Below are 16766 nucleotides of genomic sequence, written 5' to 3' on the forward strand. Positions count from 1 at the left end.
CTCACATGTTTGTGATCACGGCTGACCAGGACGCCTCCAGCAGGACCGGTGACAAGGTCGAGCAGATCCTGAGGCGGATGGCCGGGACGATCCCGGCCCAGGACGTGGTGCTGCCGTTCCAGCGGACGGTGGGCGATGAGATCCAGGCGGTGTTCGACTCCGCGCCGGTGGTGCTGGCTTCCGCGCTGGAGCTGACCCGGGCCCAGGACTGGGCGGTGGGCATCGGTATCGGTGCGGTGGACCTGGCCGAGGAGGCCCGATCCTCCTCCGGCGCGGCGTTCGTGTGCGCCCGCACCGCGGTGGAGCGGGCCAGCAGCAAGGCGGTCACCGTACCGCTTGCGGTGGTGGCCGACGGCGTCGATGAGGGGGCCGCCGATGAGGTCGAGGCGCTCGTGCAGCTTCTCGCAGCGGTGGTGCGCAGGCGCAGCGACGCCGGATGGGAGGTGGCCGACCTCCTGCGCGATGGCGCCGGGAGTCAGCGGGCGGTTGCGACCGAACTGGGCATCACCCCGCAGGCGGTCGGGCAGCGGCTGCGGGTGGCGCTGTGGAGCGAGGAGCAGGCGGTGCACCCACTCGCCGCACGCCTGCTGGCCGGACTGGACCGGTCCGCCGACACCCACGGGGAGGGGCGATGACGGTGCTGTTCACCGTACTGGTGGTGCTGGCGGCACTGGGCTCGTCGGCCGGGGTGGGTTACCCGGTGACGGTCTGGGTGCTTCGACGAGCCGAACGCGTCGATCGGGCAGAACGCGTCGACGGGGAAGCCGAGGTCCCTGCTGACGATGGCCCTCCTGCCGCAGCCGGTGCTGCGCACCCCGGGGCCTGCCGTGCACCGATGATGCGCCCGGAGGAGGTGCTGCGCGGGGGCACCTGGGTCGGCATCTTGGAGCGACTGGCGATCACCGGAGCCATTCTGGCCGGGTACCCGGCCGCGATCGCCGTGGTCGTCGCGGTCAAGGGGCTGGGCCGCTTCCCCGAACTCAACACCGCCACGGGGGTCTCCGAACGCTTCATCATCGGCACCCTCGCCTCGGGACTCTGGGCGGCCGCGGTGGGCCTGGGCGCACTGTGGGGCCTGGACGCGTTAGGCTGAGGCGCCCTTTCCCCTCCACGACGAAGGACCACGTGTGGCCACGACGAACGACCTGAAGAACGGCATGGTGCTCAAGATCGACGGACAGTTGTGGTCCTGGTCGAGTTCCAGCACGTCAAGCCCGGAAAGGGACCGGCCTTCGTGCGTACCAAGATCAAGGGCGTGCTCTCCGGCAAGACGGTCTCCAAGACCTTCAATGCCGGTGTGAAGGTGGAGACCGCCAACGTCGACAAGCGGGACATGCAGTACCTGTACGCCGACGGCGAGGACTACGTCTTCATGGACACCAGTGACTACGAGCAGTTCCCGGTACCGGGCTCGATCGTGGGCGATGCCGCGAACTTCATGGTCGAGGGCCAGGAGGTCATCGTGGCGATGCACGACGGGACCCCGCTGTACGTGGAGCTCCCGCCGTCGGTGAACCTGACCATCTCCTATACCGAGCCCGGCCTGCAGGGCGACCGTTCCTCCGCCGGGACCAAGCCGGCCACGCTGCAGACCGGATACGAGATCCAGGTACCGCTGTTCGTGGACGCCGACACCACGGTGAAGGTGGACACCCGGAGCGGGGAGTACCTCGGTCGCGTGAGCGGCTGAGGTGAGCGCCCGCAGCAAGGCCCGCAAACGGGCCCTCGACGTGCTCTACGAGGCCGATCAGCGCATCCGCAGTTCCGCCGGCGAGGAAGCCGGAGAGGGCGCACCCCCGGTTGGCGACGTGCGGGCGGTGATGGTCCAGGTCCTGGCGGACCGAATCGCCCACCCGGGTACGCAGACCTCGCTGCCGGAGTACTCGGTGCAGATCGTCGAAGGCGTCGCTGAGCACGTGGACCGCATCGATGAGGCGCTGAGCACCTTCTCGCAGGGCTGGACCCTGTCCCGGATGCCGGCCGTGGACCGGGCCGTGCTGCGGCTGGCGAGCTGGGAGATCCTCTATCACGAGGAGGTCCCCGACGCGGTCGCGATCGATGAGGCGGTGCGGCTGGCCAAGTCGCTGTCCACCGATGAGTCACCGGCGTTCGTCAACGGGTTGCTCGGACGGATCGCGCAGATGGGTTCCAGCCTACTGGATTGAGACGGGTCGAGGTCCGGACACCTCCCGGGCGGCGTGATCGCCTCCGGCGAGGCGGTAGGGTGTTCCTCGGCACTGATCCTTTAAGCCCGTCCCGTGAGGCGGGGAAGGAGGCACGCCGGATGAACTCTGGCAGCCCGGGGACCGAGGTTCTCGGTCCCGGCGATATCTCCCGGGCACTGACCCGGATCGCACACGAGATCCTGGAACGCAACAAGGGCGCAGCGGACGTGGTGCTGCTGGGCATCCCCACCAGAGGTGTCCCACTGGCGCAGCGACTGGGCCGCCGCATCGTGGAGGCCGAACCCGACCTCGGCCCGGCCGGGAACACCGAGCAGTTGGTCGGGGCGGTGGACATCACGATGCACCGCGACGATCTGCGCATCAACCCGACCCGCGCGCTGACCCCCACCCACCTGCCGGCACGGGGGATCGACGACGTCGTCGTCGTGCTGGTCGACGACGTGCTCTACTCCGGCCGGACCGTACGCGCGGCCCTGGACGCGATCTCGGACCTGGGCCGTCCGCGTGCGGTCCAACTGGCGGTCCTGGTGGACCGCGGCCACCGGGAGCTGCCCATCCGAGCCGACTACATCGGCAAGAACCTGCCGACCTCACGCGCAGAGCGGGTGAGCGTGCACCTGGAGGAACTGGACGGGCGGGACGCGGTGGTACTGGCATGAGGCATCTGCTCTCCACCGCCGACCTGTCCCGGGCCGAGGCGATCGGTATCCTCGATACCGCCGAGACGATGGCCCAGACCCAGTCGCGCCAGATCAAGAAGTTGCCGGCGCTACGTGGCCTGACCGTGGTGAACCTGTTCTTCGAGGACTCCACCCGGACCCGGATCTCCTTCGAGGCGGCTGCGAAACGGCTGTCCGCTGACGTGATCAACTTCTCAGCCAAGGGATCCTCGGTGTCCAAGGGCGAGTCGCTCAAGGACACCGCGATGACACTGCAGGCCATGGGTGCCGACGCGGTGGTGATCCGGCACGGTGCCTCCGGCGCTCCGCACCGGCTCGCGCGCGCGGGGGGTGGATCGACGCCCCGGTGCTCAACGCCGGCGACGGCGCGCACCAGCATCCCACGCAGGCCCTGCTCGACGCTTTCACGATGCGCCGGCGCCTGCTCGGCGGGCAGCCGCGCGGGGCGGACCTGGCCGGGCGACGGGTGGTGATTGTGGGGGATGTGCTGCACTCCCGGGTGGCGCGGTCCAACGTGGACCTGCTGCACACCCTGGGGGCGCAGGTGCTGCTCGTGGCGCCGCCCACGCTGCTCCCGGTGGGGGTGCGGGCCTGGCCCTGCCAGGTCACGTTCGACCTGGACGGCGCGATCGCGGAATTCGAACCCGATGCGATCATGACGCTGCGCGTGCAGCGGGAGCGGATGTCCAGCGCCGGGGGAGGTTTCTTCCCTTCTCCGATGGAGTACGCGCGGCGTTACGGCCTGGACGCCACCCGGGTGAACGCCCTGCCCGAGCACGCGATCATCATGCACCCCGGACCGATGAACAGGGGCCTGGAGATCAGCGCCGCGGCCGCGGACTCACCGCGTTCGACGATCGTGGAACAGGTCACCGGCGGTGTCGCGGTGCGGATGGCAGTGCTCTTCCTGCTGCTCGCCGGCGCCGATCCGTCCGACCGAACCGAAGTCTCGCTAGAGGAGTCCTGAGTCGATGCCGAACAGTTACCTGGTGCGTGGTGCCGCGCTCGTGGGGGGTGAGCCCACGGATCTGTTTCTGACCGAGGGTGCCATCGCCGCCGTCGGCGCCGAGGCCGGAACGGCCGCCGGCGGCAGCACGCAGGTGGTCGATGCTCGTGGCCTGATCGCCCTGCCCGGGCTGGTGGACCTGCACACCCACCTTCGGGAGCCGGGCCGGGAGGACGCCGAGACGGTGGCCTCCGGGACCAGGGCCGCCGCGGCCGGAGGCTTCACCTGCGTGCACGCGATGGCCAACACCGATCCCGTGGCCGATACCGCCGGCGTGGTCGAGCAGGTGCTGCACCTGGGCGATGCGGCCGGCTGGGCTCAGGTACGACCGGTGGGCGCGGTCACGGTCGGTCTGGCCGGGACACAACTGGCCGAACTCGGCGCGATGGCCGACTCGGCGGCTGCGGTGCGGGTCTTCTCCGACGACGGAAAGTGCGTGTCCGACCCGGTGCTGATGCGCCGGGCACTGGAGTACGTCAAAGCCTTCGACGGCGTGATCGCTCAGCACGCCCAGGAGCCCCGGCTCACCCAGGACGCGGTGATGCACGAGGGGCGGGTCTCCTCCCGGCTGGGCCTGACCGGCTGGCCGGCTGTCGCCGAGGAGGCGATCATCGCCCGCGACGTGCTGCTCGCCGAGCATGTCGGCTCCCGGGTGCACATCTGCCATCTGTCCACGGCCGGGTCGGTCGATATCGTGCGCTGGGCCAAGGCCCGCGGCATCGCGGTGAGCGCCGAGGTCACTCCGCACCACCTGCTGCTCACCGATGACCTGCTCACCGACTACGACCCTGCGTACAAGGTGAACCCGCCGCTCCGGACGCCCGAGGACGTCGCCGCGGTGCGCGCGGGCCTGGCGGACGGCACCATCGACATCGTCGCGACCGACCACGCGCCGCACACGGTGGAGGACAAGGACTGCGAGTTCGCCGCGGCCGCCTTCGGGATGACCGGCCTGGAAACGGCCGTGAGCGTGGTGGCCGAGGCGATGATCACCTCCGGCGAGCACGATTTCGGTTGGTCCGATATCGCCCGGGTACTCTCCAGCGCCCCGGCGCGGATCGGCGGGGTCACCGGGCAGGGCCAGGATCTGGTGGCCGGCGCTCCGGCGAACCTGACCCTGATCGACCCGGGCGCACGCACCGTGGTGGACCCGCTGACCCAGGCCACCGCCAGCCCGAACAGCCCCTATGCGGGACAGACCCTTCCCGCGGCGGTGGTGGCCACGTTCTTCCGCGGACGGCCCACCGTCCTGGACGGGCAGCCGCAGGATGACCGGAGGACCTCATGAGCAACCCGATCGACCCGGCCTACGGCGAGCGCGCGAGGCACTCCTGGTGCTGGAGGACGGCACCACCGCCCGCGGGCGGGCCTACGGAGCCCGGGGCACCGCCCTGGGAGAGATCGTGTTCGCCACCGGGATGACGGGCTACCAGGAGACGCTCACCGACCCCTCGTACCACCGTCAGATCGTGATGATGACCGCCCCGCACGTGGGCAACACGGGCATGAACAGCGAGGACCCGGAGTCCCAGCGGATCTGGGTGAGCGGATTCGTGGTGCGCGACCCGGCCCCGCGGGCCTCCAGCTGGCGGGCCGACGCCGAACTCGAGGATGAACTGCGCGAGCAGGGTGTGGTGGCCATTGCCGAGATCGACACCCGGGCCCTGACCCGGCACCTGCGCGAACTCGGCGTGATGCGCGCCGGTATCTTCTCCGGGTCCGACCTGCCCACCGTCCCCGGGGCCCAGGGTGTGGCCGCACTCGTCGAGCGGGTCCGGGCCATCCGGCCGATGGCCGGGCAGAGCCTGTCCGAGGAGGTCAGCACCTCCCGGGCCTATACCGTGGAACCACCCGAAGGAACCCCGGTGCGCGGCACCGTGGTCGCGGTGGACCTGGGCATCAAGGCGATGACGGCGCAGCGACTGACCGAGCGGGGGCTGCGGGTGCACGTGGTACCCGCGTCCACCACCCTCGACGAGATCCTGGAGCACCGCCCGGACGGGGTGTTCTTCTCCAACGGTCCCGGTGACCCTGCCGCTGCCGACGCGCAGGTGGACCTGCTCCGCGGTGTGCTGGAGGCCGGCATCGGCTTCTTCGGCATCTGCTTCGGCAACCAGTTGCTGGGCCGCGCCCTGGGCTATGACACCTTCAAGCTCGACTACGGGCACCGTGGACTGAACCAACCGGTCCGGGATGTCCTGACCGGGAAGGTGGAGATCACCACCCATAATCACGGCTTCGCCGTCGACGTTCCGGTGGGTGAGCCCTCGAACTCCCCGTATGACGGCGGCCGCTACGGCCGGGTCCGGGTCTCGCACGTCTCCCTGACCGACGGTGTGGTCGAGGGCCTGCAGTGCCTGGACATTCCCGCCTTCTCCGTGCAGTACCACCCCGAGGCCGCCGCCGGACCGCACGAGGCGGCCTACCTGTTCGACCGGTTCGTGGCGATGATCGCCCCCGAGACGGCGGCCATGTCCGCCGGTGAGGACACCTGATGCCCCGTCGCACCGACATCTCCAGCGTGCTGGTGATCGGCTCCGGGCCGATCGTGATCGGCCAGGCCGCCGAATTCGACTACTCCGGGACCCAGGCCTGCCGGGTACTGCGCGAGGAGGGCCTGCGCGTGATCCTGGTCAACTCCAACCCGGCCACGATCATGACCGATCCCGAGTTTGCCGACGCGACCTACGTCGAACCGATCACCCCCGAGGTGGTCGCCTCCATCATCGCCAAGGAGCGGCCGGACGCGGTACTGCCCACACTGGGCGGACAGACCGCGCTCAACACCGCGATCGCCCTGGACGAGGCCGGGGTGCTGGCGGAGTACGGCGTGGAGATGATCGGGGTCAATACCGCCTCGATCCACCTGGCCGAGGACCGTGAGGCGTTCAAGGAGGTGGTGGAGCGCTGTGGTGCCGAGAGCGCCAGGTCCACCATCGTGCACACCCTGGAGGAGGCTGTCGCGGCGGTTGAGGACCTGGGCTACCCGGTCGTCGTGCGCCCCTCCTTCACGATGGGCGGGCTCGGCTCGGGCATCGCCTTCGACGAGGAGCAGTTGCGCCAGATCGCCGGCACGGGCCTGCACTACTCGCCTACCACTGAGGTGCTCCTGGAGGAGTCGATCCTGGGGTGGAAGGAGTACGAGCTCGAACTGATGCGCGACTCCGCGGACAACGTGGTCGTGGTCTGCTCGATCGAGAACGTCGACCCGGTGGGGGTGCACACCGGTGACTCGGTGACCGTGGCGCCGGCGATGACGCTGACCGACCGGGAGTACCAGAAACTGCGGGACGTGGGCATCGCGGTGATCCGCGAGGTCGGTGTGGACACCGGCGGCTGCAACATCCAGTTCGCCGTGCACCCGCGCACCGGCCGGGTCGTGGTGATCGAGATGAACCCGCGGGTGTCGCGCTCCTCCGCGCTGGCCTCCAAGGCCACCGGTTTCCCGATCGCCAAGATCGCCGCGAAACTGGCCACCGGGTACACCCTGGACGAGATCCCGAACGACATCACCTCACCCGGAGGAGCGCTGCCGCCTGGGTCGGCACGGGAAGGCAGGCCCCCGAGCACGACCGCGGCGTTCGAACCCACGCTGGACTACGTGGCTGTCAAGGTGCCCCGGTTCGCCTTCGAGAAGTTCCCCGCCGCCGATCCGCTGCTGACCACCACCATGAAGTCGGTGGGGGAGGCGATGGCGCTGGGACGCAACTTCACCGAGGCCCTGCAGAAGGGGTTGCGTTCGATCGATGCCCCGGAGATCGCCTTCGACTACTCCGGTCCCGCACCGGACGCGGACGCCACGGCCGAGTTGCTCGAGGCGATGTCCACCCCGACCCCGGACCGCCTGATGCAGGTGCAGCAGGCGCTGCGCGGAGGCGCCACCGTGGAAGCGATCGTCGAGGCGACCGCGATCGACCCGTGGTTCCTGGACCAGCTGGTCCTGCTGCAGGAGGTGGCCGAAGAGCTCGCCGGGTCCCAGCGCCTGGACCGTGACGTGCTCGCCCGAGCCAAACGGCACGGGTTCTCCGACGTCCAGATCGGCGCGATCCGCGGCCTGAGTGCCGCGACGGTGCGGGAGTTGCGCAACGCCTTCGACCTGCACCCGGTGTACAAGACGGTGGACACCTGTGCGGCGGAGTTCGCGGCGCGCACTCCCTACCACTACTCGACCTACGAGTCCGAGACCGAGGTGGTACCGCGGGACCGTCCCGCCGTGCTGATCCTGGGATCGGGACCGAACCGGATCGGGCAGGGGATCGAGTTCGACTACTCCTGCGTGCACGCCGCACTCGCGCTGCAAGAGCAGTACGAGACGGTGATGATCAACTGCAACCCCGAGACCGTCTCCACCGACTACGACACCGCGGACCGGCTCTACTTCGAGCCCCTCACTCTCGAGGACGTGCTGGAGGTCTATCGCGCCGAGTGCGCGGTGGGCGAGGTTGCCGGGGTGATCGTCCAACTCGGTGGGCAGACCCCGTTGTCGTTGGCGGCGGACCTGGAGGCCGCCGGCCTGCCGATCTGGGGCACCCCTCCGGCTGCGATCGACGCCGCCGAGGACCGCGGCCAGTTCGGCCAGGTGCTGGTCTCGGCCGGACTGCCCGCGCCCGCGTTCGGGACCGCGATCTCCCTCAACCAGGCCAGGGAGGTGGCCGACCGGATCGGCTACCCGGTGCTGGTGCGGCCCTCCTACGTGCTGGGGGGACGCGGCATGGAGATCGTCTACGACGAGGCGCAGCTCGGGGACTACCTCTCCCGCGCCACCGGTGTGCACGGGGAGCACGCTGAATACGCCGCGCTGCCGGCCCCGGTCCTGGTGGACCGGTTCCTGGACCAGGCCATCGAGGTCGACGTCGACGCCATCTACGACGGCGAGGAGTTGTTCCTGGGCGGGGTGATGGAGCACATCGAGGAGGCCGGGATCCATTCCGGAGACTCATCCTGCGTGCTCCCCCCGATCACGCTCTCGGACTCGATGGTGCAACGGATCCGCACCTCTACCGAGGCCATCGCGGCCGGGGTCGGGGTACGGGGGCTGTTGAACATCCAGTTCGCCCTGTCCGCGGACGTGCTCTACGTGCTGGAGGCCAACCCGCGTGCCTCCAGGACCGTTCCGTTCGTGTCGAAGGCCACCGGCGTTCCACTCGCCAAGGCCGCGGCACTGGTGATGTCGGGCACCACGATCGCGCAGTTGCGCGCCGACGGCCTGTTGCCCCAACAGGACGCGGCGGCCACCGGTGTGCATGCACCGATCGCGGTGAAGGAGGCGGTGTTACCGTTCAAGCGGTTCCGCACCGCCCAGGGCAGGGTGGTCGACACCGTGCTCGGGCCGGAGATGCGCTCCACCGGTGAGGTGATGGGCTTCGACGTGGACTTCCCGTTGGCCTTCGCCAAGTCCCAGTCGGCCGCTTTCGGTGGGCTGCCGGAGAGCGGCACCGTGTTCGTCTCCGTGGCGGACCGGGACAAGCGCTCCCTGGTGCTGCCGGTCAGCCGGCTGGTCGAACTCGGCTTCACGATCCTGGCCACCAGCGGCACCGCCAGCGTGCTGCTGCGCAACGGGATTCCGTGCACCGTGGTGCGCAAGGCCTCCGACGGCCCGGGCCCGGGCGGTGAGGGCACCATCGTGGACCTGATCAACGCCGGCGGCGTGGACATGGTGGTGAACACACCCGGCTCCCGGCGAGCCCGCGCCGACGGGTATGACATCCGTGCCGCGACCACCGCGGCGGATAAGGCCATCGTCACCACCACCCAGCAACTCAGCGCCGCCGTACAGGGCATCGAGGCCCGCCGGCGCGGCCCGTATGAGGTGCGGTCCCTGCAGACCTACGCCCAAGTCGACCGGGTCGGGCCGTGAGCGCGGACTCCGCCGCGGCGCCGGCTCCGGGAAGCACCGGGTTCGGCAGCAGGCTGGCCGCGGCGATGGACGCGCGCGGTCCCCTGTGCGTGGGGATTGACCCGCACCCGCAACTGCTGGCGCACTGGGGCCTGGACAACGGAACGAGCGGCGTGCGTGAGTTCTCCCTGCGCGCCCTGGAGGCGGTCGGCCCGCACGTGGCCGCCGTGAAGCCGCAGGCGGCCTTCTTCGAACGGCTCGGCAGCGCGGGCCCGGCCCTGCTGGCCGAGGTGGTGCAGGCGGCTCGCTCGGCCGGGGTGCTGTGCATCGTCGATGCCAAGCGCGGTGACATCGGCTCCACCATGGCGGCCTACGCGCAGGCCTTCCTCGGCGACGACTCGGATCTGGCCGGCGATGCAGTGACCCTTTCCCCGTTCCTGGGCTATGAGTCCCTGGCACCTGCACTGGACCTGGCCGGCCGCACCGGCCGTGGGGTGTTCGTGCTCGCCCTGACCTCCAACCCCGCCGGTGCGACCATCCAGCACGCCCGCGCCGAGGACGGACGCACCGTGGCTGCCACGATCGCCGCCCACGCCGCTCGCAGCAACGCCACCGAGGTGGCCGCCGGTGCCCCCCTGGGCAGCGTCGGACTCGTGGTCGGAGCCACCGTGGCGAACGCTCCGGAGATCACCGGAACCGACCTGGCCGCCGTGCGGGGCCCGTTGCTCGCCCCGGGGCTGGGCGCCCAGGGCGCCAGCGCCGCCGACCTGCCCGGCACCTTCGCAGACGCGATCCCGGCGGTGCTGGCCACCGCCTCCCGCAGTGTGCTCGGTGCCGGACCCGACCCGGCCGCGATGGCCCGGACTGCTCGTGCCCTGGCCGGGGAACTGGCCGAGGTCACCGGTCGCTGATGCCGGCAGACCCAGCGACCGCCGCCGCGGGCGTGCGCGGTTCGATTGAACTGCCTACCCGCAGTGGGCTAGGTTGCAACTCATCCCATTCGTCGAATCGAGGTCGAGCACCGTGGCCCTACCGCCGTTGACACCCGAACAACGAAGCGTGGCGCTGGAGAAGGCAAAAGCCGCACGTGCCGCGCGCGCCGAGGTGAAGAACCGCCTGAAGTACTCCGGAGCCACCCTCTCGGAAATCCTGGAGGAGGGACGCAGCGTCGACGCCGTCGGAAAGTTGAAGGTCCTCGCCCTGCTGGAGTCCCTGCCCGGAGTCGGCAAGGTGACCGCACGCTCGGTGATGGGTGAGATCGGCATCTCCGAGTCCCGCCGGGTACGTGGACTCGGTCCGCACCAACGTGCCAAACTGGTTGAGAAGTTTGGCTGAGCACGACCTACCCGCCACCACCCACTCCCGCCTGACCGTCCTGGCCGGCCCTACCGCGGTGGGGAAGGGCACCATCTCAGCCGATGTGCGTCGCCGCTATCCCCGCGTCTGGCTCTCGACCTCGGTCACCACCCGCCCGCCCCGGCCCGGGGAGGTCGAGGGCGTGCACTACCACTTCGTCAGCCCCGAGCGCTTCACCCAGATGCAACAGCAGGGGGAGTTGCTGGAGTGGGCGGTGGTGCACGGCCGGAACTCCTACGGAACCCCGCTGGCGCCCCTGCAGGAGCGGCTGCGGGCCGGGGAGCCTGCGCTGCTGGAGATCGACCTGCAGGGTGCCCGCCAGGTGCGGATGCGCATGCCCGATGCCCGGTTCGTCTTCCTCGCCCCGCCCAGTTGGGCCGAACTCGTGCGCCGCCTCACCGGACGGGGCACCGAGGACGCCGAGGAGCGCGAGCGCCGTCTCGCCACCGCGAGGGTGGAGATGGCCGCGGTGGATGAGTTCGACCACATCATCGTCAACGACGATGTGGCGCGCGCCACCGATGAGTTGGTTTCCCTCATGACCGACGGGTAGGATGGGTCGTTGGACCATCTATCGACGTCGCGTGAGGATCACTGAACACCATGGCAGGAACTGTCGCTGCACCCGAGGGCATCACCGACCCACCCATCGACGAACTGCTCGAGGCTGCTGACTCCAAGTACGCCTTGGTCATCTACGCGGCCAAGCGCGCCCGGCAGATCAACTCCTACTACGCCCAGCTCAACGAGGGGCTGCTGGAGTACGTGGGTCCGCTGGTGGAGACCGAGCTCCAGGAGAAGCCGCTCTCGATCGCGATGCGGGAGATCAACGAGGGCCTGCTCACGGTCGAACCCAACAAGGTCTGAGTCCCTCGTGCGCATCATCCTCGGTGTCTCCGGGGGGATCGCCGCGTACAAGGCAGTCCTCGCGCTTCGCCTCCTCACCGAGGCCGGCCACCAGGTGCGGGTCATCCCGACCGAGGCCGCACTGGCGTTCGTGGGGAGGCCCACCTGGGAGGCACTGTCGCACCAGCCGGTGACGACATCGGTCTTCGACGGCACGGACACCGTCGACCACGTGCGGCTGGGCCGGGAAGCCGACCTGGTGATCGTGGCACCGGCGACGGCGGACCTGCTCGCCCGGGCCGCCACCGGGCGTGCCGATGACCTGCTCACCGCGACCTTGCTGACCGTGCACTGTCCGGTGCTGATCGCCCCAGCCATGCACACCGAGATGTGGCACCACCCCGCGACCCGGGACAACGTGGCCACCCTGCGCCGCCACGGCGCGCATGTGCTGGACCCGGACAGCGGGCGCCTCACCGGTGCCGACACCGGCCCCGGGCGGCTGCCCGAACCCGCCGTCATCGTGGCCGCGGCCCTTGCGCTGGTGCACCGGGACGAAACCCCCGGCGCCGCCGATCCACAGGCCGTGGCGCCGTCGGCGCCCCTGGCCGGGTGCACCGTGGCGATCAGCGCAGGCGGCACCCGCGAGCCCCTGGACCCGGTCCGCTTCCTGGGAAACCGGTCATCGGGCCGGCAGGGCCTGGCCCTGGCACGGCTCGCCGCGGACCGGGGTGCCACGGTTCACCTGGCCGCGGCGAATGTCGAGGCCGCCCTGCTGGCGGACCTGCCACCGCAGGTCCGGATCGAGCAGGTGGAGACCACCGCGGAGCTCCAGGCGGCGATGACCACCGCCGCAGCGAACGCCCACGCGGTCATCATGGCCGCCGCCGTGGCCGACTTCCGGCCGGCCAGCACCGTCGAGGCCAAGATCAAGACCCACGACGCCGAGGGTAACCGGCGGCAGACCCCGGCGATCGAGTTGGTCGCCAATCCGGACATCCTTGCTGCCCTGGTGGCCTCCCGGCCGCCCGGGCAGGTCGTGGTCGGCTTCGCCGCGGAGACCGGCGCCGATTCCGCCGAGGTGCTGGAGCACGGCCGCGCAAAGGCACGCCGCAAAGGGGCGGACTTGCTCGCCGTCAACCGGGTGGGTGCGGGCGCCGGATTCGGGGATGTCCCGAACGAGGTGGTCATCCTGGACTCCGACGGCGGCGAGATCGGCCGCGCCGGGGGCACCAAGACCGAGGTGGCGGCCGGAATCCTGGACGCGATCGCAGCCCGCCTGGGCTCGGCCGCGCACTCCTGAGCCAACGTCGCCAACGGCAAGGGCTGGAAGGGGTTGCACGGAACGCGGGCGTGCCCCGGTCCCGACGGGCTCGTGTGGGCGCGAACCACTAGGCTCGCGTCGTGAGTATTCGACTGTTTACCTCCGAGTCCGTCACCGAGGGGCATCCGGACAAGATCTGCGACCTGATCTCCGACTCCATCCTGGACGCCATGTTGAAGCAGGACCCGGCCTCCCGGGTCGCCGTGGAGACGATGGTCACCACGGGGCTGGTGCACGTAGCCGGTGAGGTCACCACCGACTCCTACGTGGAGATCCCGCAGCTGGTTCGTGATGTCATCACCGAGATCGGCTACACCTCTTCCGACATCGGCTTCGACGGTCGCTCGTGCGGCGTGTCGATCTCCATCGACCAGCAGTCCGCCGAGATCGCCGCCGGGGTGGACACCTCCCTGGAGACGCGCCAGGGCACCGCTGTCGACGACCAGGACCTGCAGGGCGCGGGGGACCAGGGCCTGATGTTCGGTTACGCCTGCTCCGACACCCCCGAGTTGATGCCGCTGCCGATCCTGATGTCGCATCGGATCACCCAGCGTCTGGCCGAGGTCCGCAAGCAGGGCATCGCAGCCGGCCTGCGACCCGATGCCAAGACACAGGTCACCATCGGCTACGAGGGCGAACGCCCGGTGACGGTGGACACCGTGGTGCTGTCCACGCAGCACGAGGCGCACCTGGACCCCGAACGCGACCTACCGCCGCTGCTGCGCGAACACGTGATCGACCACGTGCTGCGCGGGTTCGCCGCGGGCATGGACCTGGACGTCTCCGACGTCACCACGCTGATCAATCCCTCCGGTGCGTTCGTGCTGGGCGGGCCGATGGGCGATGCCGGGCTGACCGGCCGCAAGATCATCGTCGACACCTACGGCGGGATGGCCCGGCACGGAGGCGGGGCGTTCTCCGGAAAGGATCCCTCTAAAGTTGACCGTTCGGCCTCCTACGCGATGCGCTGGGTGGCCAAGAACGTGGTTGCCGCCGGTCTGGCCAGCCGTTGTGAGGTCCAGGTCTCCTACGCGATCGGTCGGGCCCACCCGGTGGCGGTGTACGTCGAGACGTTCGGGACCGAGACCGTTCCGGCGCAGTCGATCCAGAACGCCATCACCGAGGTGTTCGACCTACGTCCGCTGGCGATCATCGACCACCTCGACCTGATCCGGCCCATCTACGCCGCCACCAGCAACTACGGCCACTTCGGCCGGGAGGTACCCGAGTTCACCTGGGAGCGCACCGACAAGGTGGCGGACCTGCGAGCAGCCGCCGGCTGAGCACCGCCGCACCCGGACCGGCACCGCGGCGGGTTTCCCGCTGTGGGCGCTTCATGGTGGGATCGGAGCATGAGCACCCACCAACCCGCCCTGCTTCAGGTGGATGCTCCCGGCCCCGAATCCGACACTGGGCCCGGGCTCGTGGCCCAGGTGCTGGTGGTGACCCCGCTGGCGCACCTGGACCGCCCCTTCGACTACGCCGTGCCACCGGAGATGTCGGCCGCAGTGCGTCCCGGGGTCCGGGTCAAGGTCCGGTTCGCCGGTACCGAACGCGATGGCTTCGTCATCTCCCTCGGCCCACCGGCCACTGCCGGGCGTGCCCTGTCGCCGCTACGGCGGGTGGTCTCGGACCTGCCGGTGCTGACCGAGGAGGTGTTGGCCCTGTGCCGGGCGGTGGCCCGGCGGTACGCCGGCACCGTCACCGACGTGCTGCGCCTGGCCGTCCCGCCCCGGCACGCCGGCGCCGAGAAGGCGGCCCTGCAGCGCATCCTCGCCGCGAGCGGGCAGGGCCAATCGGACGCCGACGACGACGCCCCCGCCCAGCAGGCCACGTCCGGTGGCGACGGGGTCGGCCCGGGCTCGACCCGGGAGGTCCGCTGGGCCAAGGTCACGGCAGTCGCGGATGAGCAGGCGTGGTCGCCGTATCCCGGGGGTTCTGCGTTCCTGCGCCGGCTGGCGGCGGGGGAGTCGCCCCGCGCGGTCTGGTCGGCGCTTCCGCGCGCCATCCAGGGAGCCCACTGGGCCGAGGCGATCAGTCACGCCGTGCTGGCCACCTGCACCTCCGGGCGATCCGCCGTCGTGGTGCTGCCGGACACCACGGACGTGCACACCCTTGGCGCCGCCCTGACCCGCGCCGGCGTGGCGCACGAGGTCCTCGCCGCCGATCAGGGCCGCTCGGCCCGGTACCGCCGGTTCGTCCTCGCCCTGACCGGACAGGTGCAGGTGGTGATCGGGACCCGGTCGGCCGCCTTCGCGCCGGTGCCTGACCTGGGCCTGGTGGTGTGTTGGGACGACGGTGACGACTCCCTCGCGGAGATGCGCGCCCCGTACCCGCACGCCCGCACGGTGCTGGTCCAGCGTGCCACCGGTGCCGGCGCCGGTGCGCTGATCGGGGGGTACGTCCGCACGCCGGCGGCCCAGTTGCTGGTGCAGCAGGGCTGGGCCCGGTCACTGCACGCGACCGACCGGACCACCGTGCGTGCCGCGGCACCCCGGGTACAGGCGCCCGGCGAGGTGGAACTGGAAGCGGAGGGCCCGGCCGGGCGGGCTCGCATCCCCGGGGTGGCGTGGCGGTTGCTACGGAGCGGCTTGCAGTCCGGCCCGGTTCTGGTGCAGGTGCCGCGCAGGGGGTACGTGCCCGCGATCTCGTGCGCGGGCTGTCGCACCCCGGCCCGGTGCCGGGCGTGTCACGGCCGACTGCGCCTACCGGCCCGGGGCGCCACACCCGGGTGCGGGTGGTGCGGGCGAATCGCGACCGGCTGGCGGTGCGCTGAGTGCGGGCGCGCCGAACTGCGGTCCGCCCGCGTGGGTAGCGACCGAACAGCGGAGGAACTGGGCCGCGCCTTTCCCGGTGTGCCGGTGCTCGTCTCCGGCCGGGACGGGGGAGTGGTGCCCGGTGTCGATGACCGGCCCCGGCTGGTGGTGGCCACCCCCGGGGCCGAGCCGGTGGCCGAGGGCGGCTACTACGCCGCCGCGCTGCTCGATGCGGCGGTGACCACCGAACGTCCCGAACTGGACGCCGGGGTGGAGGCATTGCGGCGGTGGTTGCGGGCGGCGGCGCTGGTGCGATCGGCCGCGGACGGGGGCGGGGTGATCCTGCTCGGTCACGGTGCACCGGTGCCGTCTCAGGCCCTGGTGCGGTGGGACCCCATCGGGCTGGCGCAGCGCGAACTCGATGAGCGGGCCGAGCTGGGCTTCCCCCCGCAGGCCCACATGGCCGCGCTGTCCGGCCCGGCTTCCGCGGTGCGCTCCTTCCTGCGTGCCCTCCAACTGCCCCCCGGTGCGGAGGTGCTCGGGCCGGTCGACCTGCCCGGCGACCCGCACGCCGAGGGCCCCGGCTCCGGGCCGCAGGGGGAGGAGACGATGGTGCGCGCCCTGGTGCGCGGGCCCCTGGGCCAGCGCGAGCCGATCAACATCGCACTGCTGCACACCCAGGCCCACCGCAGTGCGCGCAAGGAGCGGTACCGTCCGCGTCCAGGTGGACCCGGTGCAATTGTGGTGAGGGCCAGCACCTAGACTCGGGAGGCCGC

General features: G+C 70.8%; 14 protein-coding genes and 2 pseudogenes. All 16 read left to right on the plus strand.

Going from position 1 to position 16766, the window contains the following annotated elements; genetic code table 11:
* The first annotated feature begins 5 nt into the window (after window positions 1–5).
* The gene (locus tag ACRRRO_RS17570) at window positions 6–635 is read left to right on the plus strand and encodes a hypothetical protein (RefSeq protein WP_424796141.1); all 630 of its coding nucleotides are present in this window, start codon (window positions 6–8) and stop codon (window positions 633–635) included.
* Window positions 632–1093, plus strand: coding sequence for a hypothetical protein (locus ACRRRO_RS17575; RefSeq protein ID WP_424796142.1), 462 nt, complete (start codon window positions 632–634; stop codon window positions 1091–1093). Before ACRRRO_RS17570 ends, ACRRRO_RS17575 begins: the two co-directional genes overlap by 4 nt.
* Before the next feature lie 34 nt (window positions 1094–1127).
* Window positions 1128–1690, plus strand: a pseudogene (efp, locus tag ACRRRO_RS17580) (elongation factor P).
* Window position 1691: 1 nt separating this feature from the next.
* Entirely contained in the window at window positions 1692–2165 is a 474-nt protein-coding gene (nusB, locus tag ACRRRO_RS17585; protein WP_424796144.1) for a transcription antitermination factor NusB, read from the plus strand.
* Window positions 2166–2284: 119 nt separating this feature from the next.
* Complete coding sequence (gene pyrR / locus ACRRRO_RS17590; protein ID WP_424785970.1) at window positions 2285–2845, plus strand: bifunctional pyr operon transcriptional regulator/uracil phosphoribosyltransferase PyrR; 561 nt, start codon at window positions 2285–2287, stop codon at window positions 2843–2845.
* Window positions 2842–3833: pseudogene (locus ACRRRO_RS17595) on the plus strand (aspartate carbamoyltransferase catalytic subunit). The gene pyrR and the pseudogene ACRRRO_RS17595 overlap by 4 nt, the downstream one beginning before the upstream one ends.
* Before the next feature lie 4 nt (window positions 3834–3837).
* Window positions 3838–5160, plus strand: coding sequence for a dihydroorotase (locus ACRRRO_RS17600; protein WP_434080653.1), 1323 nt, complete (start codon window positions 3838–3840; stop codon window positions 5158–5160).
* Window positions 5141–6367 carry a glutamine-hydrolyzing carbamoyl-phosphate synthase small subunit gene (gene carA / locus ACRRRO_RS17605; RefSeq protein WP_434080654.1) on the plus strand — a complete coding sequence of 409 codons (1227 nt, stop codon included), beginning with the start codon at window positions 5141–5143 and terminating at the stop codon, window positions 6365–6367. Before ACRRRO_RS17600 ends, carA begins: the two co-directional genes overlap by 20 nt.
* Entirely contained in the window at window positions 6367–9729 is a 3363-nt protein-coding gene (carB, locus tag ACRRRO_RS17610; protein ID WP_424796148.1) for a carbamoyl-phosphate synthase large subunit, read from the plus strand. The genes carA and carB overlap by 1 nt, the downstream gene beginning before the upstream one ends.
* A gap of 65 nt (window positions 9730–9794) precedes the next feature.
* Window positions 9795–10619, plus strand: a complete 825-nt coding sequence (gene pyrF / locus ACRRRO_RS17615; RefSeq protein ID WP_434081602.1) for an orotidine-5'-phosphate decarboxylase — start codon at window positions 9795–9797, stop codon at window positions 10617–10619.
* 112 nt (window positions 10620–10731) lie between these two features.
* Window positions 10732–11043, plus strand: coding sequence for an integration host factor, actinobacterial type (gene mihF / locus ACRRRO_RS17620; protein WP_424785964.1), 312 nt, complete (start codon window positions 10732–10734; stop codon window positions 11041–11043).
* On the plus strand, window positions 11027–11617 hold the full coding sequence (gene gmk / locus ACRRRO_RS17625; protein ID WP_434080655.1) for a guanylate kinase: 591 nt from the start codon (window positions 11027–11029) through the stop codon (window positions 11615–11617). The genes mihF and gmk overlap by 17 nt, the downstream gene beginning before the upstream one ends.
* Before the next feature lie 50 nt (window positions 11618–11667).
* Window positions 11668–11931 (plus strand): DNA-directed RNA polymerase subunit omega, encoded by a 264-nt coding sequence (rpoZ, locus tag ACRRRO_RS17630; protein WP_424796151.1) that lies wholly within the window; start codon window positions 11668–11670, stop codon window positions 11929–11931.
* Between the two features lie 7 nt (window positions 11932–11938).
* Window positions 11939–13213 (plus strand): bifunctional phosphopantothenoylcysteine decarboxylase/phosphopantothenate--cysteine ligase CoaBC, encoded by a 1275-nt coding sequence (gene coaBC, locus ACRRRO_RS17635; RefSeq protein ID WP_424796152.1) that lies wholly within the window; start codon window positions 11939–11941, stop codon window positions 13211–13213.
* A 101-nt stretch (window positions 13214–13314) separates the two neighbouring features.
* The gene (gene metK, locus ACRRRO_RS17640; protein WP_424796153.1) at window positions 13315–14517 is read left to right on the plus strand and encodes a methionine adenosyltransferase; all 1203 of its coding nucleotides are present in this window, start codon (window positions 13315–13317) and stop codon (window positions 14515–14517) included.
* A 69-nt stretch (window positions 14518–14586) separates the two neighbouring features.
* Window positions 14587–16752 (plus strand): primosomal protein N', encoded by a 2166-nt coding sequence (locus ACRRRO_RS17645; protein ID WP_434080656.1) that lies wholly within the window; start codon window positions 14587–14589, stop codon window positions 16750–16752.
* The last annotated feature ends 14 nt before the right edge of the window (window positions 16753–16766 follow it).

Origin of the sequence: Sanguibacter sp. Z1732 (genome assembly GCF_051020515.1) — a bacterium.
Classification (GTDB): domain Bacteria; phylum Actinomycetota; class Actinomycetes; order Actinomycetales; family Beutenbergiaceae; genus CALKWS01.

Bases quoted from the DNA above. Each gene is read 5' to 3' on its own strand.
- carB (WP_424796148.1), top strand. From the start codon at position 6,367: ATGCCCCGTCGCACCGACATCTCCAGCGTGCTGGTGATCGGCTCCGGG.
- rpoZ (WP_424796151.1), top strand. From the start codon at position 11,668: ATGGCAGGAACTGTCGCTGCACCCGAGGGCATCACCGACCCACCCATC.
- ACRRRO_RS17600 (WP_434080653.1), top strand. From the start codon at position 3,838: ATGCCGAACAGTTACCTGGTGCGTGGTGCCGCGCTCGTGGGGGGTGAG.
- ACRRRO_RS17645 (WP_434080656.1), top strand. From the start codon at position 14,587: ATGAGCACCCACCAACCCGCCCTGCTTCAGGTGGATGCTCCCGGCCCC.
- pyrF (WP_434081602.1), top strand. From the start codon at position 9,795: ATGGACGCGCGCGGTCCCCTGTGCGTGGGGATTGACCCGCACCCGCAA.
- ACRRRO_RS17570 (WP_424796141.1), top strand. From the start codon at position 6: ATGTTTGTGATCACGGCTGACCAGGACGCCTCCAGCAGGACCGGTGAC.
- carA (WP_434080654.1), top strand. From the start codon at position 5,141: ATGACCGGAGGACCTCATGAGCAACCCGATCGACCCGGCCTACGGCGA.
- pyrR (WP_424785970.1), top strand. From the start codon at position 2,285: ATGAACTCTGGCAGCCCGGGGACCGAGGTTCTCGGTCCCGGCGATATC.
- ACRRRO_RS17575 (WP_424796142.1), top strand. From the start codon at position 632: ATGACGGTGCTGTTCACCGTACTGGTGGTGCTGGCGGCACTGGGCTCG.